We start from the raw sequence: 20,926 nt of genomic DNA on the forward strand, positions 1-20,926 counted from the left end.
GAGGATGCACCCGCGGAAAACCGGACGTTACGCAGCCTCAACCGTCAGCGCCTCGGCATAATACCGGGCCTTCTGCCGTTCTTCCGCAATCGCCAGCTTGCGCACGGCGTGCAGCAGTTCGAACAACGTTTCGGAACCGTTGACGTTGCGGAAATGCGCCAGCAACTCGGCAGAGACGGACGCGGCCGCCTCTGAAAGCTGCGAGCGGGCGGCGCGCCGCCACATCAGCGTCGCCTCGATGAAGACGTCAACGACGTCACCGAAAAGACCGATCGACTGGAACAGGGCCTTCAACGCATGCGGCCGCCCGGTGGCCAGGATGGCGCGCACCTTGCGGTCTTCGAGACCGGAGAGGTTGACGATAGCCGCCGTGAAGAATTCCAGCCGGCCCGAGCAGACGGCGTGGATGAGCAGCGCCGGGGTCAATTCCAGCCTCTGGCGCAGATGCTCCACCAGCGCCGGCAGTTCGGGCGACGAAACGGCTGCCGCGATGAGGATGGTGGCAGAATCCTCCGCCTCGCGGAAAATACTGTCGGCGCGGTTGCGTGCGATGAGCGCATGAACCAGCGCCGAACCCGCCAGAGCTTCGCTGACACGCGCCATCAACAGGTGCCGCGCATCAGCGGGCAGCGCCTCACGGCAAAGCAAGAGATCGCGAATATCGGCGTCGCAGCCATGGCGCTCGGCAATGCGCCGCAGCGAGAACGGCGTGATGAAGGCGTCGTCATTTTCGAGAAGAATGATGGTTTCCGGGAGATCGCCGACTTCGGCAAGCGCCGCGCAAACCCCGCGCGGCAGGCCCGGCCTTGCGGCGATGAGGGCGCGCGTCAGGCTTTCGCCGCGCCCGGCAAGATCAACCAGATCGGCCTCGGTGAGGACGGGCGAACGGGCAATCACCGTGCAGGCGATCTCCGGCTGGTCTTCGGCAAGTGAAACGAGAATGGCGCGCGGCGCGTCATCGGCATCCGCCAGCGCCTCGGCAAGCGCCAGCCGCACACGCGGCGACGGGTCGTCGAGCAGATAGGTCATCGCCATATAGGCAGCGTCGCGGTTTTCCCGCGCCATGTCGGAATGCAGATAGGCACGGCCAAGAGCATTGGCGGCTTTCGCCCGCTCGGTCGATCCAGCCTTTTCAGACCAGCGAAGAAATGCCTGTACGATCACCTGAGCCTCGAAACACATTCGCAACAATGGATGACGGCATCATCGCCGCCACCATGTATAAAACTCTAGGCGCAAATGGTTTACGTTTGGTTCACCATAAAATTTAACCCTTGCCGGCGAAGGAATATATTTACGGCGCAGTAGAGGGACGCTGCAGCTGGAATACATCGCTGCCGCCATCGCAGTAGTCCATATACCCCATGCGCGCCACGGGGCGTGCAAGCCCCATGTCGATGCGGCCATCGCGAATGATCGCATCATCAATATGGATCGCCATGACCTGACCGATCACCATCCACGACTCCGACGGCTTTCCATCGATATCGTTCAGCTGCTGTATCTGGGTCACACGGCATTCCAGTGCCGCCAGCGCCTCGCCCACAAAGGGCGCATCCACCACCTGCCCATCAACGGCAGTCAATCCGGCAAGGGCGAATTCATCCACATCGTAGGCAACCGCTGCAGAAGATGCATTCATCCGGTCGATCAAATGGCGGCTGACGAGGTTGGCGGTGAAAACACCGGTCTCCTCGACATTGCGCAGGCTGTCCTTCCGGCCGCTGGAGGAAAACATCACAAGCTTCGGCCGGTCCGAAATCGCGTTGAAGAAGGAATAGGGCGAGAGATTCAGCACGCCCTCCCTGCCCTTCGAGCCGATCCAGCCGATTGGCCGCGGCGCAACGATGGCCTTGAACGGGTCATGCGGCAGGCCATGCCGGTTGGTGTCGGTGGTGTAGAACATCAGACGTCCCCAACCCAGGTGACGATATCGGCAAGCTCCGGACGCGGCCGCTCCACCGGCGGGAATGTCGTCGAGCCGATATGGATATAACCCGCCACCTTCTCTTCCGCGCTGACCCCGATTTCCGCCAGAAAGGCCGGATCGAAGGCAAGCCATTCTGTCAGCCAGTTCGCGGCGAAACCGTTGGCATTGGCGGCAAAGATGACATTGAGGCAGACAGCGCCGGCCGACATGACCTGTTCCCATTCCGGAATCTTGAAATGCGGCTTGGCGGTGCTGATGACGGCAATGACGACGGGCGCGCGGGTAAAGCGGGTGCGCTCGGCATCCTGCTGCTGCAAGTCCAGCTCCGGGTTTTTCTCAAGCGCGATCCTGAGCGCGGTCTCACCGAGACGCACACGATCTTCACCGCGATAAACCACGAAACGCCAGGGGGCGAGTTTGCCATGGTCGGGCACGCGCACGGCAAGGCGCAGGATTTCCTCGATTTGCCCCTTGGAAGGCCCCGGCTCGGCAAGCTGCAAAGCGGGCGTGGAGCGGCGAACCTTGAGGTAGTCGAGGAGCTTGATATCGCTAGTCATGATCAAAAATCTTCCATTCTGCTGTCATCGCGAAATTATGGGCCTTGAAATAGCCATGGCATTGGTTTTGAAGTGATCCGGGAAAATCAAGAAGTCAATCGGTATCGAAAATGTCGGCAATCAAATTCGCGGCGAAATTCGCGACACGTCTGGCCATTGCGTGCGCCGCGCTCGGCGTTTTATCACAAGCCGCTTTTTCGCAGGACGCCTTTAAGGACTTCAAGCAGCTCCGCGGCACGCCGAAAATGCCGAAGCTCAACGCTTTCACCGCACCGACAGCACCCAACGCCCCGGAAAGCACCGCCCGCGATATCGCCATGGAAGCCAAGCTGACGAGCGGCGGCGAAGCCGTGAAGGAAGGTCTGTCCTGGCGCGTCTTCAGCCCCATTCCGGGTGCCGATGGCAAATTGCCGATGCTGGCAAGCTCGGAGGGCGGCTCGGCGGAATTCCATCTGGTACCCGGCGAATATTTCGTCAACGTCGCCTTCGGCCGCGCCGGCGTCACCAAGAAACTCAATATTCCGACATCAGGCAACGTCCAGAAGCAGGTGCTGATTCTCGATGCCGGCGGTTTCGTGCTGAATGCAGTTGCGGGGTCCGACAAGCAGATCTCCGGCAACCAGCTGAAATTCTCGGTCTACTCCTCCGATGCCCGCCCGGATGGCGAGCGCGGCCTGGTGATGGCCGACATCAAGCCCAATACCGTCGTTCGCCTCAACGCCGGCACCTATCACGTGGTTTCCGAATACGGCAACGTCAATGCAGTGGTGCGCGCCGATATCCAGGTGGAAGCCGGCAAGCTCACCGAAGCGACCCTGCAGCATCAGGCAGCGCAGATTACCCTCAAGCTCGTCTCCGAAGAAGGCGGCGAGGCGATCGCCGATACGGCCTGGTCGGTGCTGAACGGCGGCGGCGACGTGGTGAATGAAAGTGTGAGCGCTTTTTCGACGATGGTGTTGGCGGAAGGCGAATATACCGCCATTGCCCGCAACAAGGACAAGGTCTTCCAGCGCAACTTCAAGGTCACGTCCGGTCGGGATTCCGACGTGGAAGTGCTGATGAAGGATCAGGCGCCGGAAGATATGACCGGGGATTTTGAGTAGGTTTCGCTGCCTGTTCAGAGACGAAGTGCCTTGAAATCCCATCACACTCCGCGTCATCCTCGGGCTTGACCCGAGGATCCACAGTTCGGCGGTGAGAATGGATCCTCGGGTCAAGCCCGAGGATGACGTGCAGAGAGCTTTTAGCGCCCCTCACCCAAAAACGAAAACGGCCCCCGAAGGGGCCGTCATCTTCATCAGGCAACCTGCTTCTTCGCCGCAAGCTTGCGCTTGACGTCCGGCGGCGTTGCCTCGTCCACGAGGCTGGTAATCGCTTCTTCCAGCGACATCGGCGTCTGGTTCTGCGAACCGAGGCGGCGGATGTTGACGGTGCGTTCTTCCGCTTCCTTGCGGCCGCAGACGATGATGACCGGAACCTTGGTCACCGAATGCTCGCGGACCTTGTAGTTGATCTTCTCGTTGCGGAAATCGGTCTCCACCACCATGCCAGCCTCGCGCAGCGCCTCAGCAACCTCGCGGCCGTAATCGTCGGCATCCGAGGTGATGGTGGCGACAACCACCTGAAGCGGCGCGAACCACAGCGGCATATGGCCGGCAAAGTTCTCGATCAGGATACCGAGGAAGCGCTCCATCGAACCGCAGATGGCGCGATGGATCATCACCGGCTGCGTCTTTTCGGAATTCTGGTCGATATAGAAGGCGCCGAAGCGTTCCGGCAGGTTGAAGTCCACCTGCGTCGTGCCGCACTGCCATTCACGGCCGATGGCGTCCTTCAGCGTATATTCGAACTTCGGCCCGTAGAAAGCGCCCTCGCCCGGCAGGATACCGGTCTTGATGCGGCCGCCGGACTGTTCCTCGATGGTATGCAGAACATCCGTCATCACGCTTTCGGCGCGGTCCCACAGATCGTCGGAACCGACGCGCTTTTCCGGGCGCGTGGACAGCTTGACGACAATCTCGCTGAAACCGAAATCCTCGTAAACCGAGAGGATCAGGTCGTTGATGCGCAGGCATTCCGCCGCCATCTGCTCTTCCGTGCAGAAGACATGCGCATCGTCCTGCGTGAAGCCACGCACGCGCATCAGGCCATGCAGCGCGCCCGATGCTTCGTAGCGATGGACATTGCCAAATTCCGCAAGGCGAACCGGCATTTCTCGGTAAGACTTCAAGCCATGCTTGAAGATCTGAACGTGACCGGGGCAGTTCATCGGCTTCAATGCGAAGACGCGCTGATCGGCTTCCTCGTCATCGGGATGGGTAAAGGCATGGGCGGATTTCACCGCGAACATGTTTTCCTGATACCAGCCCCAGTGACCGGACGTTTCCCACAGCGATTTGTCCAGCACCTGCGGTGCGTTGACCTCCTGATAGGTATTGGCGAGCCGGCGGCGCATATAAGCCGTCAGTGTCTGGAACATGCGCCAGCCCTTGCCGTGCCAGAACACGACGCCCGGACCCTCTTCCTGGAAATGGAACAGGTCCATTTCGCGGCCGAGGCGGCGGTGGTCGCGCTTTTCAGCTTCGGCCAGAATGTGGAGATAATTGTCCAGCTCTTCCTGCGTCGCCCAGGCGGTGCCATAGATGCGCGACAGCATCGCATTGTTGCTGTCACCGCGCCAATAGGCGCCGGCCACCTTCATCAGCTTGAAGGCCGTACCGATCTGCCCCGTGGAGGCCATATGCGGGCCACGGCAAAGATCGAACCAGTCACCCTGATAATAGATCTTCAGGTCCTGGCCTTCTGGAATGGCATCGACCAGCTCGACCTTGTAGTTCTCGCCCTTGGCGGCAAAAACTTCCTTGGCCTTTTCGCGCGACCAGATCTCGCGGGTAAACGACTTGTTGCGCTGAATGATTTCCTTCATCCGCTTTTCGATCTTCGGCAGATCTTCCGGCGTGAAAGGTTCGTTCTTGGCGAAGTCGTAATAAAAGCCGTTTTCGATCACCGGACCGATCGTCACCTGCGTGCCGGGCCACAGTTCCTGCACGGCCTCAGCCATCACGTGCGCGGCATCGTGGCGGATGAGCTCCAGCGCACGCCCGTCTTCACGCGTGACGATCTCGATTTTGCCATCGGTGATGGTCTCGGACAAATCGCGCACGGTGCCATCAAGCGCAATGGCGACAGCCTTCTTGGCAAGCGATTTGGAAATGGATTCGGCGACCTCACGGCCGGTCGTACCGGCGGGGTAGCTGCGCACGGATCCATCGGGAAATGTAAGGGAAATGGCTTCAGACATCGTCTAGTGCTCCTGTCCAGTCCCGCCAACGAATGCGGGTGGTGTTGGAATAATGATTTGCCCGCGATAAGCGAACAGGCAGGCTGATAAAGGCTTTTGCCATTCCAGTCAAAGGTGAAGGGCATTTCAGCCGAGCATTTTCGCCAGCCCGTTGACGGTATTGGCATTACGGGTCGTGCCTATGCCAAGCCTTTTCGTGGTCAGGACTGACAGCAACCGGCTCTCGCTTGGCTTGCCTTGAAAATCGATCCAAAGATCGCCGCCGACGACGGCGATCTTTTCCTGCTGACGATATTTCTCGAATGATCCGAGAACGTCCTCGCCAAGCGGCTCCCGCATCACCCGAATGCAGACGTCAGGAGAATTGCCATGCGGAAACGGATTGTCTGACGCCAGCCTCAACCAGTCGCCACCCGCGCGAACGAGAATATCGACATGTTTGCCGAACCGCGCCTCAAAAGCGCGCTCAAGCCTGCCCTCGATCTCGCGAACGGGAGCTGCCTCACCACGAAAGACCAGATTTCCGGTGGCAACCAGCGTTCTGCAGTCCTGAAATCCCAGTTCCCCGGCCATCGCCCGCAGATCGGCCATCACCAGCCGCTTGCCGGCGCCAAGAACGATGCTGTGCAGCAGCGCCACATACTCACTCATCGGCGCAGGCTCCAGTAACGCCAGGGTGCCCACCAGCGTCGCTTTTCACCGAGCGTTTCCGGCACCGGGTCGAGCCCGCTGGTGCCGCCCGGGCCGCAGCGCGCCACGCGAAACAGCGTCATCCAGCCGCCTGCCCAGAGCCCGTGGCGGGCAATCGCCTCATAACCATATTCGGAACAGGTGGGGATATGGCGGCAGGAATTGCCAATGAAACCGGAAAGTGTGAGCTGATAAAGCCTGATAAAACCGACGCCGAAAAGCCGTCCCGGTGTTTTGGCGAAAGCGCCAGCCCAGTTGCGGGATCGTCCGGCTTTCACCGCTGTCTGCTGGTGCCGGCAGCCCGGTTCGCCGCACATCGTCTAACCCGCAGCGTTCAGAACCGGCCGGCCTTCGATCTGGTCGAGCGCATCGACCACCGCTTCGAAAGTCAGCATGGTGGAGGCGTGGCGGGCCTTGAAATCCCGGACGGGGGAAAGCACCCGCATATCCTCAAAACGGCCCGTCGGCCCCTCGCCGCCCTGTTTCAGCATCGCCAGCATATCTTCCCGCGCCTGGCGGATTTCACCGCTGGAAGCGCCGATGACATGATGCGCCATGATGGAAGAAGACGCCTGACCGAGCGCGCAGGCACGAACCTCGTGCGAAAATCCGGTCACGATGCCGTCTTTCACCTTCAGATAGACCTTGAGCTTCGAGCCGCATAGCCGGGAGTGTTTTTCGGCGCTGGCATCGGCATCCTCAAGAACACCGATCAGCGGAATATTCCCGGCAAAGTCCAGAATGCGGTTATTGTAGATGTCATCCATCGTCAGGTGTCCGGCGCGCTCAAAATGCCCAAAACGGGACAGGTCAGATTTTTCAAACACAGCGTTTGTCGCAGTGAAGCTTTCCTGCCCTTCATTCTCATTATATGCTAACGAGCTTTCTGGACATCAAGCCATGATGAAATTAACGGCTTCGATACCGAATTATCAGCAGCGGCCTTGCCAAAATGCTGTAAAACAACCAGATAGCAGCAACTGCGAACATGAGTTCGCGATGAAAAACGAGTTCAGGTGCGGCCTTTACCCGCATCGGGAGAGACGAAATGGATGCGATCGTGAAGAATTTCCCCGGCGCTGGCACAAAACCCGACGTGGCCGAGGCTCGCCCAAGCCAGGCGGAAGCTGAAGAAGCAGTACGCGTTCTTCTGCGCTGGGCGGGAGAAAATCCTGCCCGTGAAGGACTTCTGGATACACCGAAGCGTGTCGCCAAGGCCTATCGGGAACTCTTCGCCGGTTATGAGCTGAATGTTCAGGACGTGCTCGGCACGACCTTCGAGGAAGTCGGCGGTTATGACGATGTGGTGCTGGTGCGCGACATCCCGTTCTTCTCCCATTGCGAACACCATATGGTGCCGATCGTCGGCAAGGCGCATGTCGCCTATCTTCCGGCTGGCCGCGTGCTTGGTCTGTCGAAGATTGCCCGCGTTGTCGAGATTTTCGGCCGCCGCCTGCAGACGCAGGAAAACATGACCGCGCAGATCGCCAGATCCATCGAGGAAACGCTGAAACCGCGTGGCGTGGCCGTCATGATCGACGCCGAACATATGTGCATGTCGATGCGCGGCGTCAACAAGCAGGGGTCGACAACGCTGACCACCAGCTTCACCGGCTCGTTCAAGAACGACCCAGCCGAGCAGGTCCGCTTCATGACCATGGTGCGGAACCGCTAGGCATCGGACCGAATCGCACAGCGCGGTTTTCGGAAAATCCGGTGATCAGATAAGACCTGGAGTGGCGGAATCGATTTACGTTCTTTCGCCGCTCTGATCGTTCCGCCAGTTCAGTTTCCGGGGTTACCATGTCCATTCCCTTTCCATCCGCGCCAGCGGATAAGGAAGTGCTCGAAAACGCAGGTCTTTTTTCGCCGAAATTCGATGCCGACGGCCTCGTCACCGCCGTGGTCACTGACGCTCGCGACGGCGAATTGCTGATGGTCGCCCATATGAATGCCGAAGCCCTGTCGCTGACGCTGGAAACGGGCATCGCCCACTATTACAGCCGCTCTCGCGACAAGATCTGGAAGAAGGGCGAAACATCAGGCAACCTGCAAACGGTGAAGGAATTCCGCACCGATTGTGATCAGGACGCCGTGTGGCTGAAAGTCTCCGTCGCCGGCCATGATGCCACCTGCCATACCGGCCGCCGCTCCTGCTTTTATCGCACCGTGGAAATGTCTGATGGCGAAGCCGTGACCAAAATCACCGATGATACCCGCCATTTCGATCCGGCAACCACCTATTCCGGCACCTAAACGGCCGGCTTCCATCGGCCGCACCAATTTGCTACCAATATAGCAGGTTCCGGGGATAGGACGGAGCCTCACGGAACTGGCAGGGAGTGCGATCATGTTGGGATGGGGAAATCGTCGCAATCAGCTCGCGGCTGGAAACCCCGAAGACATGGAGCCGCCCATCGTCAGCGAGCGCGTTGATACGCGCCGCATCGCGCTGGCGCTCGGTGGCGGGGCCGCACGCGGCTGGGCCCATATCGGTGTCCTACGGGCGCTGGACGAGGCAGGCGTGAAAATCGGCATGATTGCCGGCACCTCGATCGGCGCTCTGGTCGGCGGGTGTTATCTCGCAGGCAAGCTCGATGAGCTGGAAGAATTCGCCCGTTCGCTGACCATGCGCCGTATCGCCGGCCTGCTGGACCTTACGATCGGTGGCGGCGGCCTGTTTGGCGGCATGCGGCTGACCAAGCGCATGCAGGAACATCTGGAAGGCCTGCGCGTCGAGAACCTCGAACATCCCTTCATCGCAGTCGCCACGGAACTGCGCACCGGCCATGAGGTCTGGATCCATCAGGGCGACCTCGTCACCGCACTTCGCTCATCCTATGCGCTGCCGGGAATTTTCGAACCGGTGCAATGCAATGGCCGCACTTTGATCGACGGCGCGCTGGTCAATCCCGTGCCGGTTTCGGTTTGCCGGGCTTATGAGCAGGCGCTGGTCGTTGCCGTCAATCTCAATTACGATCTGTTTGGCCGTTCCGCCGTGGTCAAGCATGCAGCCTCACCACATGCAGGCTCCGCTCCGGCCGTGGAAAGCACACCGCGCCCCGGCCTGCCGGGCGTCATGGTACAGGCCTTCAACATCATTCAGGACCGGATTTCACGCTCGCGTCTCGCCGGCGATCCGCCCGATCTCATGCTGCATCCGCGCATCAACGATATCGGCCTGTCGGAATTCCATCGCGCCAGCGAAGCCATCGACAGGGGATATCAGGAAACGCGTGCGCGCATTCCGGAACTGGAGCGCATGCAGCAGGCGTTCCGGCGTTAGCGCCGGCCACTGCTGACACGTCTCCAGCTTCATAAATCATGCGAAACGGACGGATGAAACGCCGAGCTGTCGTGAGCCCATGTATTGGTATATCTCAATCCTGCCTCCAGCCGCGCAAAGCACACTATGCGACACGGCTCTGCTGATCGGATTTCTGGAAGGGCAGCCTCAGCTCAGACGCAGAAACGCCGTCAGTTTTGGATCGGCAAACGGTCAGCCATGGATCGACATCACCATTGTGAAAGAAACGGCCGAGGGCAACTGGTCCAGCAATGGCACATTCATTTCGCAGTTCAATCGGATTGAAATCGTCTGCTCCGATGATGAGCGGCAGGAGTTCTACGTGGAAATATCCACTAAAATAGCCGACTTCCTTCAATGGCGGCTTGTGACGCAAGACGACGCATGAGTTCCGGCTAGAGCATTTCCGCTTTTCTACGAAAGGCGAAAACGCTCTACCTTTTTGTTTTTACGCATTTCCCGGCCGCCTCCAACCGGGACGCGAAGTCATCCTGCAATATAGGCCTTGATGTGTTCCGCCTCGGCCTCGATCTCGCCGATCCGCGCCTTCACCACGTCACCGATGGAGATAATACCGGCAAGGCGGCCGTTTTCCTCGACCGGAATATGGCGGAAACGCCCACCGGTCATGATTTCCATCAGCTCGTCGGTGGTAGAATTGTGATGACAGCGGATGACGTTTTTGGTCATGGCCACGGAGACGGATTGCAGCAGGGAAGCGGCGCCCTGGCCCGCCACGGCCTTCACCAGATCACGTTCCGTGAAAATGCCGAGAACGACACCATCGGCATCCGTCACGACGACCGAACCGATCTTGTGCGCATGCAGCGTTCCCGCTGCCTCGCCGATGCTGACCTCCGGCCCCACGGTCACGACATCCCGGCCCTTGCGGTCGAGAAGATCCTTTACGAATGTTGGCATGCCTTCCTCCTCTTTTCAGCGATCACAGCACGCCGCAGTCTCCCCCGGCGGTTGCAAATCATGAAGCATGGTGCGCTGAGGCCCGTGTGAATGCAATCCCGGATGGGACGCGCCCAAGCAAATTTGCGCCATGGCCGACAAGGAGCGTGATCGCTTCGATGCGCCGCCACAAACCGTGGCGCGCCTCTGCCGGGCCCGCTTTAGCGCAGCGGGCGATCAAACAGGCCGAAGAACAGGAAGCCCAGCAGAAAGCCGAAAACATGCGCGTCCCAGGCGATTTCACCACCGACATCGCCGAACAGCGGTATGCCGACCGCGATAAGCACATTGCCGAACAGCCACATGAGCGTGAAGATCAGCACGGTGCGGTTGGAAAGCGCCTCCAGAATGCCCTGCCGCGGCATCAGATGGCCGAAAGAGGCGTTGTAGCCACCACGGGCGGGAAAAACGAAACGGCAGGCGGCTCCCATCAGTGCCGAAACAACACCGGACGCGCCAATCAGTACCGTGACATCGCCCCAGTTCAGCGCCGCATGGCCGAAGGCCGAAACGGCGGCGGAAATGCACCATAACAGCACGAAGCGCAATGTTCCGATCCGGCGCAGAACCGGTGCGCCAAAGGCCATCAGCCACAATCCGTTAAACAGAATATGTTCGATGCCGCCATGCAGAAAAGAATAACTGACCGGCGTCCAGAGCCATTCCAGACCCTGCTGGGAGAAAGGCACGGCGTAACGCAGCGGAATGAAGCCGAAGGTGAAGATGAACCAGCCGTTGCCATCCTCCGACAGCAGATAGGCCGGAACCACATAGGCAACCAGCAGCGCCGCCAATATGCCGACGAGAAGCGGCGGCAGGTTGAAGACGGGATTGTTCGTGTCGTCTTTCGGCTCCGGCGTTTCCGAAACCGGCGGCTGTTCGCCGTCCCCGTAGGACATGATCGCATCCCTGTCTTGTCGAAATTTCTATCTTCCGAGCAATATAGGAAGCCCGGACGAAAAAAAAGCCGTCCTGCCTTTCCGGCAGCTGACGCCAAAACCGGGGTCGGTTCAAGCGCCGCCGCCAAAGGCAGTCCGGCTTTTGGCTACGCCGAAAAATCACGGGCGCTGCCATCAATTGTGCTGACCGGAGTTTATCCCCGACATGGCCGCACCGATGCCACGGGCTTCGTCGCCGCGCAATATCAACTCTTTGTTAACCTTAACAAAACCGGCTGGCACGAAAATCGCTACACCTTCCCATACAGGCGTTCGAATGGACATGATGTCCCAAAAGCGAACATGGAGAACGGCGCTATGAAAAGCATGGCCGGACTGGACATATATAACTATTGGGACGAACTGCGCGGCAACAGGCCCGCACCCCGTCGCGAAGACATCGATCCCGCAAAGTTGAAACATCATCTCGGTGATCTCTTCATCCTGACGGAAAAGGGAGAGGAAGCGCCTTTCTTCCGCCTCGCCGGCACGCGCATCTGTGACCTGTTTGGCCGGGAACTGCGCGACCGCCCGTTTTCGGAACTATGGCCGGCGGCAAAAGCCGTTTTCCCCTGCCGCGTCGCGCGCGGTATCCTGCAACATCAATTGCCCGTCGTCTTCGATGTCGAGGCGGAGGATGACTATGGCGCAGCACCGCTGGCATTCGAAATGCTGCTGCTGCCGCTGCGTCCGGACGAAGGTACCGCCCCGCGGCTGCTCGGCGCCTTGCTTCCGGCACATCCGCGTCACGAATTCGCCACCCCCATCCATTGCCTTTGGATGAAGAGCAGCCGCCTGCTGCAGATGGATATCGCGCAGACGCAACATTCGGAAAACACGCATACGGCTTTCACACCATTCGCGGGGAGCTGTTGACGGGGCCCATCCCTCCTTCAATGTGAGGACGGATGGCGCCCTGCAACCAGGAATCTTTGCTGAAAATAGGTCAAAGCTGTAACGATATCGCCGATCGTAAGAATTGTAGATATCAAGTAATACAGTCTGTTAACCCGCGCAGAGTAGAGATTTGTCATCATCATCCGTTACAATTGCGCTGTCCATGTTTTCATCTCGTTCGGTCAACACTGCCCAAATCCTGCGTCCGGTTGAAGAGGTTCCGCTTGACGACGCCGTCGTCGTGTCCTTTTCCGGCCGCCTCATGTTGCCCGACCATGAAGAATATGACTGCACCGCAACCGAGATGACCGCCGAAAGAGCGCAGTTCACCTGCTCGGGCATGGCCCGCAATGGTGACCGCGTCATCGCTTATCTCCAGCATATCGGCCGGATCGAAGGCTCGGTAACGTCACTCACCGCCTCCGGCTTCGTCATCAGCATCAATGCGCCGGAGCGCAAGCGGGAAAAGCTCGCCGCCCAGCTGGCATGGATCGCCAAGCGTCAACTTCTCGGCCTTCCGGAAGACCGCCGCCACGACCGACTGACGCCGCGCAATGCCAAGGCGCATCTGGTTCTGGAAGATGGCGTGCTCGTCTCCTGCCGGCTGATCGACCTTTCCCTGTCCGGTGCGGCCATCGAAGTCGAAAACCGTCCGCCGCTCGGCAGCCGGGTCCAGCTCGGCAAGAACATGAGCGGCAAGATTGTGCGCCACTTCATGGAAGGCGTCGCAGTCGAATTCGACCGCGTCCAGTCTCCCGACGCGCTGATCGAATTTCTCTAAGTCGCCGCCGCGACACCTGCGCAGCCATTAACAGCCGAAAATCCATGACGTCAGGAATGCCCAACATTCCTGGCAAGCCCACTTCCGTCACGCTGAATGTGTGACGGCTGTGCGCCCGGTGTTGATGGGCATCTGTGCGGCTTTTCTTTTCCACCGTCCGACCTTACGCCAGAATCCAGCCAGCAAAACCCTTGATCTCGGAGAAGTCCCCCCCGTCGCGTCAACCCGCTTCGACGGGCTTCCGATGCAAGGACGACGCCGCGAAATTGAAACACTTCAGCGCGGGATGCCGTCCCAGCCCCCACTTCCCATCCCTTTGGATGCGCGGTGGTGGCACACCAAACTCTTCAATTCCGGCTCGGCAATGGCGCAGATCGAAACGCAAAGCGCTCGCTCAAAACATTTTTCCGCAAAAAAAGCAGTTTTTTTGAAGTTTTTTTAGCCGCTTTTCCATGGCGTCCCAACCTGAAACATCCATCCCAAAACGGGAAATCCGCTCCCCCGCCCGGCTTCTCCTGAAGACTTCACGCGGCTGTGAAAATCGCCCCGCCCAGAAAATCGCTGTCAATACAGCGGCATAAATGGCTACCAAAAACCTAAGGCCGCGATCCATAAAATTGTAGTAAAATTTGCTTCGAATACCCGTAAAATTTGACTCAAATACAATTCAAAACAACGGCTAATTTGCTGAAATTTAAGCTCAAATTGCCTCTCGCAAATTTCCGCCGGATCAAAATATACCTGCGAATGTCTCCTCAACACGGGGAGACAAGCAATGAACAACAACCGTATCGTTTTCGTCCTGATCGCATTCATCGTCAGCGCCTTCGCCCAGCAGGCCAGCGCATCGCCGGCTGCCGTCATGCGCGTCATCGGCAAGGCCAATCCGCCGATCGGCCACTATGAATTTTGCCAGACCTACCAGAGCGAGTGCCAGGCGACCTCGGTTGATACCGGCCCGATGAAGCTGACCGAAGAGCGCTGGAAGGCGATGCTCGACGTCAACTACACCGCCAACACCACGATCACGCCGATGACCGACATGGAAATCTACGGCGTTGAAGAGCGCTGGGCATACCCCACCACGGTTGGCGATTGCGAAGATTTCGTGCTTCTGAAGCGCAAGATGCTGATGAACAAGGGCTTCTCCGCTTCCAACCTGCTTATCACCGTCGTTCTGCAGCCGAATGGCGAAGGCCATGCCGTTCTGACCGTTCGTACCGATCGCGGCGATTTCGTACTCGACAACATGCGCAACAAGGTCATGAACTGGTCGGAAACCGAGTATACCTACCTGAAGCGTCAGGACACCGCCAATCCGGGTCGCTGGGTGAAAATTCAGGATGGCCGCGCCACCAATGCGGTTGGCGGCATCCGCTAACACCAGCCACCCCACTAAAGTCTCCCCAAATGAAAAAGCCGGCTCCGCAAGGAGGCCGGCTTTTTCATTGTCGTAAAGAGCTACAAGTGTCAGAGCAGTCCAAGCTCGGCAAGTTCGCGCCTCAGATCGGATGGCATGTCCTCACCGCCGAAACCACCGCCACCGAGATCGCGGGGCGCTTCGTCGTCCTTGAGATAACGCCAGCCCTGAAACGGCCGCTTCGGCGCGGGTGAAGTCTCAATCACTTCGGGGCCGAGAATGAGATCGCAGCGGGTAATCCCGTCATCGCCCTTGAAAGAACGGAGATCGAGAAGCTTCTGCCGCGCCTGTACCTGCCCCTTGATGACCCAGTAGAGCGAGCCGCCTTCCAGCAATTCCTCGGCCCTTTTGGGGATCATGCGGGTGGTGTGCACGCTGTGCGGTTCCAGACCTGCGGCCATCGCGGTCAGCGAGCGCTGCGCGACCCAGTCTCTCAAATCCTGGAGTGAATCCGCGCCAACGCAAAGTTTGATGAGATGTAAAGGCATATCCCTATCAATGCCTTTTTGCGGCAGGCGTCAAGCATCTGGACGATGCCGGCCGCCCTGCCCGCTCAGCACTCCACAACGTTGACGGCAAGGCCGCCGGTGGAGGTTTCCTTGTATTTCTCGCTCATGTCGTTGCCGGTCTGACGCATGGTTTCGATGCAGGCGTCGAGCGGCACGAAATGCTGGCCGTCACCCTTCAGCGCCAGCGACGCCGCCGTCACAGCTTTCACGGCCCCCAGCGCATTGCGCTCGATACAGGGCACCTGCACCAGCCCGGCAATCGGGTCACAGGTCATGCCGAGATGATGTTCGAGCGCAATTTCAGCGGCATTTTCGATTTGTTCGGGCGAGCCGCCCATGACCGCTGCAAGACCTGCCGCCGCCATGGCCGCCGCCGATCCGACTTCGCCCTGACAGCCCACTTCCGCGCCGGAAATCGAGGCATTGTGCTTGATGATGCCACCAATTGCCGCCGCCGTCAGCAGGAAGTCACGCACGTCGTCAACCGTTGCATCCTCATGGAAATGCCGGAAATATCGGACAGTGGCCGGCACGACGCCCGCCGCACCATTGGTCGGCGCGGTGACCACGCGGCCACCGGCGGCATTTTCCTCGTTGACGGCCATGGCGTAGACGCTCAGCCAGTCATTTGCCATGACGGGATTGAACCGGTTGCTGCGCCATTCCGCATTCAGCTTTTCATAAATGGAACGGGCACGACGGCGCACCTTCAGGCCGCCTGGCATGATGCCGTCGACTTTCAGCCCGCGCTCGATACAGCCGTCCATCGCTTCCCAGATCTGGTCGAGCCTGTCGTTCAACTCGTCGCGGGAAACCACCGTCTCCTCATTCGCCCGTTTCATCTGGGCGATAGTGCGGCCGGAACGGGTCGCCATTTCCAGCATTTCCTTTGCCGAGGCGAACGGATAGGGCACGCGCGGACCATTATCGATGGTCTTGCCGCGCTGCTTGATTGCCTCCAACTCGGTATCCGTCACGACGAAACCGCCACCGACCGAATAATAGATGCGCTTGACCAGCAGCCTGCCCTGATTGTCGAAGGCGGAAAAGGTCATGCCATTGGCATGGCCGGGCAGCGGGTTCTTCTTGTCGAACACCAGATCCTCGGCAGCCCGGAACTCGTAGGTCGGGTGTCCGGGCGGCGTAACCGTGCCAGCCTTTTCCACCGTCTCGATGATCGCATCCATGGCGTCGGGATCAACAAGGTCCGGCCGCTCGCCGGTCAGGCCGAGAATGACGGCACGCCCGGTGCCGTGGCCAATGCCGGTAAAGGCGAGCGAACCATGCAGGCTGACCTTCAGCCGCGAAACGCTGGCGCCGGCCGGGCGCGGCCACTCATCGCTGAGGATCAGCGCCAGAAAGCGGTTGGCCGCCGTCATCGGACCCATCGTGTGGGAACTTGAAGGACCAATACCGATCTTGAAGACGTCAAAGACCGAAAGAAACATGAAGTTTTTCCTGACTGATGGATTCCACCATCATCATATCCAAAGCCGCGACGGATCGCCACCACAGCATCGGATGCAAAATCTGTCGGGATTTTCGGAGAAATCCGGCGCTTCGGCAAGAACGAAGAGCGTCACCGGCTTTTGCGGCTGCGACATGCAGGTCGCTGAAACGAAAACAGCACGGTTTCCAGAGGAAACCGCGCCGTTTTCAAAACCCGTCAATTCAGGAGAAGTGCTTATGGGCTGCCAAAAATGTACGTCAATGCGAGAAAAGCGGCAAAGCCTGCAAGTGCGCGCAAGGTAACGCCCCAGCAAGATTTCTGAGCGGTTTCTTCCATGATTACTCCAGCTATTCACTCTCCGGGGGATCTTCAAGACCCGGCCCGTTGGAAGAAGCATTTATTAAAATCCGGCGACGAACGCAAATGCAAAAAGCGGCTAAATGAAGGCTTTTTCGCCGGGCTGCCATTCGCCCCGCGCATAGGTGCATGAAAAAACAAGGTGTTAGAGCGCGGCTTTCAAAACCGGCATTTCGGCCTTCGCCTCAATTTAGGCTAAAGTGTAACCGTTATTTAAAGCTTTCGTACAAACACCTGTTGAAAACCTTGGTCGCCGGCACGGCAAAGTCGAATTTATTCCGCAGTCGCCGCGCCTTGAAAGCGCAACACCTCTGCTTTAACGACGACGGATAACGACAACGGGACTCACTTCATGCAGCAGGCATCCTCTTTTCCCGATCGCGAAACGGTCGCTTCGAAACTGACGTCGCTTGCAAGCGAGGACAAGGCATGGGTGTCGTTGCTGATGGAAAACGCCTTGCAGGATGAAAACCTGCTGGCCGGCCTCAATCTATATCTCGACCAGCAGGCCAATGCCCGCTTCCTCAACAGCCTGAAACTGGAAGCCGCCGGTGAATGGCTTGGCGCCAACGCCCCCGCCCGCCTGCAGATTCGCCTCGCGGAAACCGCCAAAACCAGCCAGCACCCCGCTTATCTGGCCTTCCGCAAAGGGCTGACCGCATCGGCGGGTCTTGAAAAGGCCTACCCTAAAGCGCCGATCTGATCTTCCGGCTGGAGCATGATGATTGGAGCGGGATTTCGGTCGAAAACCTGCTCTATTTGTTAGCTTTCACGAGGTTGCCCATTGGACAACCTCCTGAAAGCGAACATCTAATCCGGCACCCGGTCAACAACGGCGATGATCGGCCCCATGGGAAACAGCGTGTCGCGTCGCTTCATTGCGGGAATGTCGACGCTCGAAATCGTGCCGTCGAGATAAAGTGCGTTCGGCGCATCCAGCACATCCCGAAACAGTGTGGCAAAATCGTAGAAGCGCACGGAATTTTCCGAAATGGCGAAATGCACCATGCCATCGCGGGAGACGCCGACGCCGTTGCGTCGCTTCAGGCTGTCGCTGTCGGGCAGAAATCGCGGATGCAGTTTGCCGTCGATCACCAGCATCGGCCCTGACTGGGTGGCGAAATCCGGCTTGGGGTCTGCCGCCAGATAGGCCTCAGTCTCCAGCACGGCGGCCGTCGTGTCTTTCAGATAAAACACGCCATTCGGCAGAAGGTGAAAATTGCCCCAGCCGCCGCGGGTGCTGATCGACGAACGTTCCACGCCATTTTCGACAAACAGACCAACCGGCGAATAGTCGGAATGATACATGCCGCCATTCATGGCGAAGATGCTGAACATATGCTGCCGCCAGAGCGCGGAGGACAGGTCGGCGAAGGAGCGATATCCCTGCCCGGAAACGTGATCGCGATCATAGATCCGGATGGTGTTCTTTCCCGGATCGAAATTGCACACAGTGTAGCGACCGCCCGCATGGTCCATGCTTTTGCAAAAATCCGCCTGCCCGCCAGCCTGCGCCGAAAACGGCAGCAACAATGACAACAGCAGCTTCGCCAGTCTTTTCATCGATCTGTTCATGCCCACCCCGTGATTCTCGTCAGGGGAACATTCGCAGGGAAATTCAGTCAAAGAAAAGGCGTCACCCCTGTTTCAGGGTGACGCCGCAACATTTAAGGGGAGTGCCTTTAGCGGCGGGCAGCGCGGTCCACATTGCGGCCGGCGTCCTGCGTCGCATCAACGGCATTCGCCGTATCCCGGCCCATGCCACGAATGGTGTTGCCGCAAGAGCTGAGCGTCACGACGGTCAACAGAGCCACGAAAACGGTCGAAAGAATGCGTGTAATCATTGAAATAACTCCCCTATGACTTGCCGTCCAAGGCAAGCGCCGATGTGATATGCGTCACAATAACGTGAGTCCCGAAAATCGGTTCCAGCGGCATTTCAAAAAATCCCGTCGATGAAAATTAACAGGGTGTTGAAGTTCACGAGGGAAACTCCACACCTGGATCATGGCTGAGGAAAATACCGTGGGTGATATGACTGACATCAACAATCGGCTTCTGGTGATGACGGCAGGCGGCGTGAACCCCAATATCATGATCAACGCGCTGGCCGACCGTTTCCCGGATATTCACGTCTTTGTCGAACAACCCGAAAGCAAATCGGTCATTCTCAGGCGGCGGGCGCGTCGGCTCGGCTGGTTTGTCGCCGCCGGCCAGCTGGCGACGATGGTCGCCTCCCGGCTCGGCAAACGCTTCACGGTTAAAAGAAGCCATCAGATCATCGCCGAGCACGGTCTTTCCGCCGAACTTGGCGATACCGTTCCCGTCACGCAATTTGCCTCGTTGAACGACGAGGAATGCCACAGGGCCGCCAATCAGTTGAAGCCGGCGGCGATTTTCACCATTTCCTGCCGGCTTTTGAAGCCCGCGACGCTGCAGGCCCTGCAATGCCCGGTCATCAATTTCCACGCCGGCATCAATCCCGCCTATCGCGGCCAGATGGGCGGGTATTGGGCACTGGTGGAAAAGGACCGCGGCAACTTCGGTGCAACCGTACATCTGGTTGACAAGGGCGTGGATACCGGCGCCACGCTTTACGAAAAACGGCTGAAACCCTCGCCTTCAGATACGATTGCCACCTATCCGCTGCTTCTCACCGCAGCCTCGGTGGATATCGCCGTCAACGCGGTAGAAGACGCATTATCCGGCAGCCTCGCACCACAGCCGCCCTCACCCGGAAAATCGGTACTGCGCTTTCCGCCGACGATCTGGACCTGGCTCTGGAACGGCCTGACAAAACGGATCTGGTGATCTCGCGCTGCATCGTGTTGCCAAGCTTCGTCGCAGATGCAGGGCTGTATTGCCGCATCAGGCACAGACGGCACCGAAAAAAAGATGCATGATAATTAAAAGGACCATGCACAAATTGCCCGACATTTCCGCCTCCTCCATCATCCCCGCCTCCATCGAAGCCTCACCCGCACAGGTGCTTGGCCCGGCAAGCCTTGCCGGTCTCTTTCCGCAGGGCGTGCGCGTCTATCTGACCGACACCGGCACAGCCTCGCAGGTGAAGCTTGTCGATGCAGCAAGACATCTGCGCGATCTCGGTTATGAGCCTGTGCCGCATCTTGCGGCGCGGCGCATCCGGTCACGCGCGGAGTTTGAAGAGCAGGTGAAGCGGCTGGCGGGCGAAGCCGGCGTATCGGATGTGCTGGTTGTCGGCGGCGGCGTCGACAGGCCGGCCGGCCCCTTCGCGTCCAGCATGGATATGCTGTCCACCGGCATTTTCGACCGTTATGGAATAAGCCAGATCGCCATCGCCGGCCATCCCGAAGGCAGCCCGGATTTCAGCGAGGAGGCGGCAATTGCCGCGCTGCGGCTGAAGCGTGATTTTGCGCAAAGAAGCGATGCGACGATGCGCATCGTCACCCAGTTCGGTTTCCATGCAGCCCGTTTCATCGCCTGGGCGGAAGGGCTTGCCGCATCAGGCATCGATCTGCCGGTGCATATCGGCGTTTCCGGCCCGGCCAAGATCACGACGCTGTTGAAATATGCAGCACTATGCGGTGTCGGCAATTCCATTGCCTATTTGAAGAAAAACGCGCTCTCCCTCACGACGCTGGCCAAGGGCCATTCGCCGGAAAGCGTCGTCGGACCGATCGAGCGGCACTGGCAGGCCAATCCGCAAGGGCCGATCCGGCAAATTCATGTCTTTCCGTTTGGCGGCCTGCAGAATTCGGCCGACTGGCTGGTTAATCGCGGAAGCTGGCAAACGGGCATTGCAGACCGTTCGGCATCACCGGATTCCGTCGCGGTCTGAAACATGCCT

The 20,926-nt window shown here is 58.9% G+C and carries 26 protein-coding genes; 13 read left to right on the top strand and 13 right to left on the bottom strand.

The features are described from left to right. Nucleotides 1-27: 27 nt before the first annotated feature. From QSV77_RS06945 to QSV77_RS06955, 3 genes are all read right to left on the bottom strand, one after another. Nucleotides 28-1,182 (bottom strand): DUF2336 domain-containing protein, encoded by a 1,155-nt coding sequence (locus QSV77_RS06945; protein WP_302732930.1) that lies wholly within the window; start codon nt 1,180-1,182, stop codon nt 28-30. A 112-nt stretch (nt 1,183-1,294) separates the two neighbouring features. Then, nucleotides 1,295-1,906 carry a flavin reductase family protein gene (locus QSV77_RS06950; protein WP_302732931.1) on the bottom strand — a complete coding sequence of 204 codons (612 nt, stop codon included), beginning with the start codon at nt 1,904-1,906 and terminating at the stop codon, nt 1,295-1,297. Further along, nucleotides 1,906-2,487 carry a nitroreductase gene (locus tag QSV77_RS06955; RefSeq protein WP_302732932.1) on the bottom strand — a complete coding sequence of 194 codons (582 nt, stop codon included), beginning with the start codon at nt 2,485-2,487 and terminating at the stop codon, nt 1,906-1,908. Before QSV77_RS06955 ends, QSV77_RS06950 begins: the two co-directional genes overlap by 1 nt. Before the next feature lie 110 nt (nt 2,488-2,597). Here QSV77_RS06955 and QSV77_RS06960 point away from each other — a divergent pair, with 110 nt between their 5' ends. Further along, nucleotides 2,598-3,590: a hypothetical protein gene (locus tag QSV77_RS06960; protein WP_302732933.1), complete on the top strand. Its 993-nt coding sequence runs from the start codon at nt 2,598-2,600 to the stop codon at nt 3,588-3,590. A 194-nt stretch (nt 3,591-3,784) separates the two neighbouring features. On the opposite strand, the gene thrS is transcribed toward QSV77_RS06960, so the two are convergent. From thrS to QSV77_RS06980, 4 genes are all read right to left on the bottom strand, one after another. Beyond that, the gene (thrS, locus tag QSV77_RS06965) at nt 3,785-5,788 is read right to left on the bottom strand and encodes a threonine--tRNA ligase (protein WP_302732934.1); all 2,004 of its coding nucleotides are present in this window, start codon (nt 5,786-5,788) and stop codon (nt 3,785-3,787) included. Between the two features lie 126 nt (nt 5,789-5,914). Continuing rightward, a complete protein-coding gene (locus tag QSV77_RS06970) occupies nt 5,915-6,439 on the bottom strand; it encodes a DUF1697 domain-containing protein (RefSeq protein WP_302732935.1) in 525 nt (174 codons plus the stop codon). Further along, a complete protein-coding gene (yidD, locus tag QSV77_RS06975; RefSeq protein ID WP_142840043.1) occupies nt 6,436-6,795 on the bottom strand; it encodes a membrane protein insertion efficiency factor YidD in 360 nt (119 codons plus the stop codon). The genes QSV77_RS06970 and yidD overlap by 4 nt, the downstream gene beginning before the upstream one ends. A 3-nt stretch (nt 6,796-6,798) precedes the next feature. Further along, nucleotides 6,799-7,245 carry an iron-sulfur cluster assembly scaffold protein gene (locus tag QSV77_RS06980; protein WP_142840044.1) on the bottom strand — a complete coding sequence of 149 codons (447 nt, stop codon included), beginning with the start codon at nt 7,243-7,245 and terminating at the stop codon, nt 6,799-6,801. A 281-nt stretch (nt 7,246-7,526) separates the two neighbouring features. On the opposite strand from QSV77_RS06980, the gene folE reads away from it, so the two are divergent. The 4 genes from folE to QSV77_RS07000 all read left to right on the top strand — a co-directional run bounded on the left by folE (nt 7,527) and on the right by QSV77_RS07000 (nt 10,173). Then, nucleotides 7,527-8,153: a GTP cyclohydrolase I FolE gene (gene folE / locus QSV77_RS06985; RefSeq protein WP_142840045.1), complete on the top strand. Its 627-nt coding sequence runs from the start codon at nt 7,527-7,529 to the stop codon at nt 8,151-8,153. Between the two features lie 128 nt (nt 8,154-8,281). Continuing rightward, nucleotides 8,282-8,734, top strand: a complete 453-nt coding sequence (gene hisI / locus QSV77_RS06990; RefSeq protein ID WP_302732936.1) for a phosphoribosyl-AMP cyclohydrolase — start codon at nt 8,282-8,284, stop codon at nt 8,732-8,734. Nucleotides 8,735-8,828: 94 nt separating this feature from the next. Further along, on the top strand, nt 8,829-9,764 hold the full coding sequence (locus tag QSV77_RS06995; protein ID WP_269699729.1) for a patatin-like phospholipase family protein: 936 nt from the start codon (nt 8,829-8,831) through the stop codon (nt 9,762-9,764). Nucleotides 9,765-9,843: 79 nt separating this feature from the next. Next, nucleotides 9,844-10,173: a hypothetical protein gene (locus QSV77_RS07000; RefSeq protein WP_302732937.1), complete on the top strand. Its 330-nt coding sequence runs from the start codon at nt 9,844-9,846 to the stop codon at nt 10,171-10,173. A gap of 98 nt (nt 10,174-10,271) precedes the next feature. On the opposite strand, the gene QSV77_RS07005 is transcribed toward QSV77_RS07000, so the two are convergent. Together QSV77_RS07005 and QSV77_RS07010 are read right to left on the bottom strand one after the other, a co-directional pair. After that, nucleotides 10,272-10,706, bottom strand: a complete 435-nt coding sequence (locus QSV77_RS07005) for a CBS domain-containing protein (RefSeq protein WP_142840048.1) — start codon at nt 10,704-10,706, stop codon at nt 10,272-10,274. 200 nt (nt 10,707-10,906) lie between these two features. Next, entirely contained in the window at nt 10,907-11,644 is a 738-nt protein-coding gene (locus QSV77_RS07010) for a rhomboid family intramembrane serine protease (protein WP_142840049.1), read from the bottom strand. 357 nt (nt 11,645-12,001) lie between these two features. On the opposite strand from QSV77_RS07010, the gene QSV77_RS07015 reads away from it, so the two are divergent. From QSV77_RS07015 to QSV77_RS07030, 4 genes are all read left to right on the top strand, one after another. Continuing rightward, complete coding sequence (locus QSV77_RS07015; protein ID WP_302732938.1) at nt 12,002-12,559, top strand: PAS domain-containing protein; 558 nt, start codon at nt 12,002-12,004, stop codon at nt 12,557-12,559. A 184-nt stretch (nt 12,560-12,743) separates the two neighbouring features. Next, a complete protein-coding gene (locus tag QSV77_RS07020; RefSeq protein WP_142840051.1) occupies nt 12,744-13,361 on the top strand; it encodes a PilZ domain-containing protein in 618 nt (205 codons plus the stop codon). Nucleotides 13,362-13,461: 100 nt separating this feature from the next. After that, a complete protein-coding gene (locus QSV77_RS07025) occupies nt 13,462-13,803 on the top strand; it encodes a hypothetical protein (protein WP_302732939.1) in 342 nt (113 codons plus the stop codon). Between the two features lie 333 nt (nt 13,804-14,136). After that, the gene (locus tag QSV77_RS07030; protein WP_046798293.1) at nt 14,137-14,742 is read left to right on the top strand and encodes a transglutaminase-like cysteine peptidase; all 606 of its coding nucleotides are present in this window, start codon (nt 14,137-14,139) and stop codon (nt 14,740-14,742) included. An 89-nt stretch (nt 14,743-14,831) separates the two neighbouring features. On the opposite strand, the gene QSV77_RS07035 is transcribed toward QSV77_RS07030, so the two are convergent. Beyond that, nucleotides 14,832-15,269 (bottom strand): DUF1489 family protein, encoded by a 438-nt coding sequence (locus QSV77_RS07035; RefSeq protein WP_207134749.1) that lies wholly within the window; start codon nt 15,267-15,269, stop codon nt 14,832-14,834. Nucleotides 15,270-15,334: 65 nt separating this feature from the next. Then, nucleotides 15,335-16,738: an L-serine ammonia-lyase gene (locus tag QSV77_RS07040; protein WP_142840054.1), complete on the bottom strand. Its 1,404-nt coding sequence runs from the start codon at nt 16,736-16,738 to the stop codon at nt 15,335-15,337. Here QSV77_RS07040 and QSV77_RS07045 point away from each other — a divergent pair. Next, entirely contained in the window at nt 16,737-17,042 is a 306-nt protein-coding gene (locus QSV77_RS07045) for a hypothetical protein (protein WP_302733953.1), read from the top strand. The two genes, QSV77_RS07040 and QSV77_RS07045, sit on opposite strands and share 2 nt — an antisense overlap. A 407-nt stretch (nt 17,043-17,449) precedes the next feature. Next, nucleotides 17,450-17,800, top strand: coding sequence for a hypothetical protein (locus QSV77_RS07050; RefSeq protein ID WP_302732940.1), 351 nt, complete (start codon nt 17,450-17,452; stop codon nt 17,798-17,800). A 107-nt stretch (nt 17,801-17,907) separates the two neighbouring features. Here the strand turns inward: QSV77_RS07050 and QSV77_RS07055 are convergent, their stop codons facing one another. Next, nucleotides 17,908-18,672 (bottom strand): phosphodiester glycosidase family protein, encoded by a 765-nt coding sequence (locus tag QSV77_RS07055; protein ID WP_302732941.1) that lies wholly within the window; start codon nt 18,670-18,672, stop codon nt 17,908-17,910. A 107-nt stretch (nt 18,673-18,779) separates the two neighbouring features. Continuing rightward, nucleotides 18,780-18,941, bottom strand: a complete 162-nt coding sequence (locus QSV77_RS07060) for an entericidin A/B family lipoprotein (RefSeq protein WP_003495552.1) — start codon at nt 18,939-18,941, stop codon at nt 18,780-18,782. Between the two features lie 190 nt (nt 18,942-19,131). Between QSV77_RS07060 and QSV77_RS07065 the strand changes: the two genes are divergently transcribed. Beyond that, nucleotides 19,132-19,908 (top strand): formyl transferase, encoded by a 777-nt coding sequence (locus QSV77_RS07065; protein WP_302733898.1) that lies wholly within the window; start codon nt 19,132-19,134, stop codon nt 19,906-19,908. Nucleotides 19,909-19,996: 88 nt separating this feature from the next. Next, nucleotides 19,997-20,917 carry a methylenetetrahydrofolate reductase gene (locus tag QSV77_RS07070; RefSeq protein ID WP_302732943.1) on the top strand — a complete coding sequence of 307 codons (921 nt, stop codon included), beginning with the start codon at nt 19,997-19,999 and terminating at the stop codon, nt 20,915-20,917. Nucleotides 20,918-20,926: the final 9 nt, after the last annotated feature.

The organism is Agrobacterium sp. V1 (assembly GCF_030518355.1).
Classification (GTDB): domain Bacteria; phylum Pseudomonadota; class Alphaproteobacteria; order Rhizobiales; family Rhizobiaceae; genus Agrobacterium; species Agrobacterium cucumeris.

Excerpts from the sequence above, each read along its gene's own strand:
- QSV77_RS06945 (WP_302732930.1), bottom strand. The coding sequence starts at position 1,182 with ATGTGTTTCGAGGCTCAGGTGATCGTACAGGCATTTCTTCGCTGGTCT.
- QSV77_RS06950 (WP_302732931.1), bottom strand. The coding sequence starts at position 1,906 with ATGTTCTACACCACCGACACCAACCGGCATGGCCTGCCGCATGACCCG.
- QSV77_RS06955 (WP_302732932.1), bottom strand. The coding sequence starts at position 2,487 with ATGACTAGCGATATCAAGCTCCTCGACTACCTCAAGGTTCGCCGCTCC.
- QSV77_RS06960 (WP_302732933.1), top strand. The coding sequence starts at position 2,598 with ATGTCGGCAATCAAATTCGCGGCGAAATTCGCGACACGTCTGGCCATT.
- thrS (WP_302732934.1), bottom strand. The coding sequence starts at position 5,788 with ATGTCTGAAGCCATTTCCCTTACATTTCCCGATGGATCCGTGCGCAGC.
- QSV77_RS06970 (WP_302732935.1), bottom strand. The coding sequence starts at position 6,439 with ATGAGTGAGTATGTGGCGCTGCTGCACAGCATCGTTCTTGGCGCCGGC.
- yidD (WP_142840043.1), bottom strand. The coding sequence starts at position 6,795 with ATGTGCGGCGAACCGGGCTGCCGGCACCAGCAGACAGCGGTGAAAGCC.
- QSV77_RS06980 (WP_142840044.1), bottom strand. The coding sequence starts at position 7,245 with ATGGATGACATCTACAATAACCGCATTCTGGACTTTGCCGGGAATATT.
- folE (WP_142840045.1), top strand. The coding sequence starts at position 7,527 with ATGGATGCGATCGTGAAGAATTTCCCCGGCGCTGGCACAAAACCCGAC.
- hisI (WP_302732936.1), top strand. The coding sequence starts at position 8,282 with ATGTCCATTCCCTTTCCATCCGCGCCAGCGGATAAGGAAGTGCTCGAA.
- QSV77_RS06995 (WP_269699729.1), top strand. The coding sequence starts at position 8,829 with ATGTTGGGATGGGGAAATCGTCGCAATCAGCTCGCGGCTGGAAACCCC.
- QSV77_RS07000 (WP_302732937.1), top strand. The coding sequence starts at position 9,844 with ATGTATTGGTATATCTCAATCCTGCCTCCAGCCGCGCAAAGCACACTA.
- QSV77_RS07005 (WP_142840048.1), bottom strand. The coding sequence starts at position 10,706 with ATGCCAACATTCGTAAAGGATCTTCTCGACCGCAAGGGCCGGGATGTC.
- QSV77_RS07010 (WP_142840049.1), bottom strand. The coding sequence starts at position 11,644 with ATGTCCTACGGGGACGGCGAACAGCCGCCGGTTTCGGAAACGCCGGAG.
- QSV77_RS07015 (WP_302732938.1), top strand. The coding sequence starts at position 12,002 with ATGAAAAGCATGGCCGGACTGGACATATATAACTATTGGGACGAACTG.
- QSV77_RS07020 (WP_142840051.1), top strand. The coding sequence starts at position 12,744 with ATGTTTTCATCTCGTTCGGTCAACACTGCCCAAATCCTGCGTCCGGTT.
- QSV77_RS07030 (WP_046798293.1), top strand. The coding sequence starts at position 14,137 with ATGAACAACAACCGTATCGTTTTCGTCCTGATCGCATTCATCGTCAGC.
- QSV77_RS07035 (WP_207134749.1), bottom strand. The coding sequence starts at position 15,269 with ATGCCTTTACATCTCATCAAACTTTGCGTTGGCGCGGATTCACTCCAG.
- QSV77_RS07045 (WP_302733953.1), top strand. The coding sequence starts at position 16,737 with ATGAAGTTTTTCCTGACTGATGGATTCCACCATCATCATATCCAAAGC.
- QSV77_RS07040 (WP_142840054.1), bottom strand. The coding sequence starts at position 16,738 with ATGTTTCTTTCGGTCTTTGACGTCTTCAAGATCGGTATTGGTCCTTCA.
- QSV77_RS07050 (WP_302732940.1), top strand. The coding sequence starts at position 17,450 with ATGCAGCAGGCATCCTCTTTTCCCGATCGCGAAACGGTCGCTTCGAAA.
- QSV77_RS07055 (WP_302732941.1), bottom strand. The coding sequence starts at position 18,672 with ATGAACAGATCGATGAAAAGACTGGCGAAGCTGCTGTTGTCATTGTTG.
- QSV77_RS07060 (WP_003495552.1), bottom strand. The coding sequence starts at position 18,941 with ATGATTACACGCATTCTTTCGACCGTTTTCGTGGCTCTGTTGACCGTC.
- QSV77_RS07065 (WP_302733898.1), top strand. The coding sequence starts at position 19,132 with ATGACTGACATCAACAATCGGCTTCTGGTGATGACGGCAGGCGGCGTG.
- QSV77_RS07070 (WP_302732943.1), top strand. The coding sequence starts at position 19,997 with ATGATAATTAAAAGGACCATGCACAAATTGCCCGACATTTCCGCCTCC.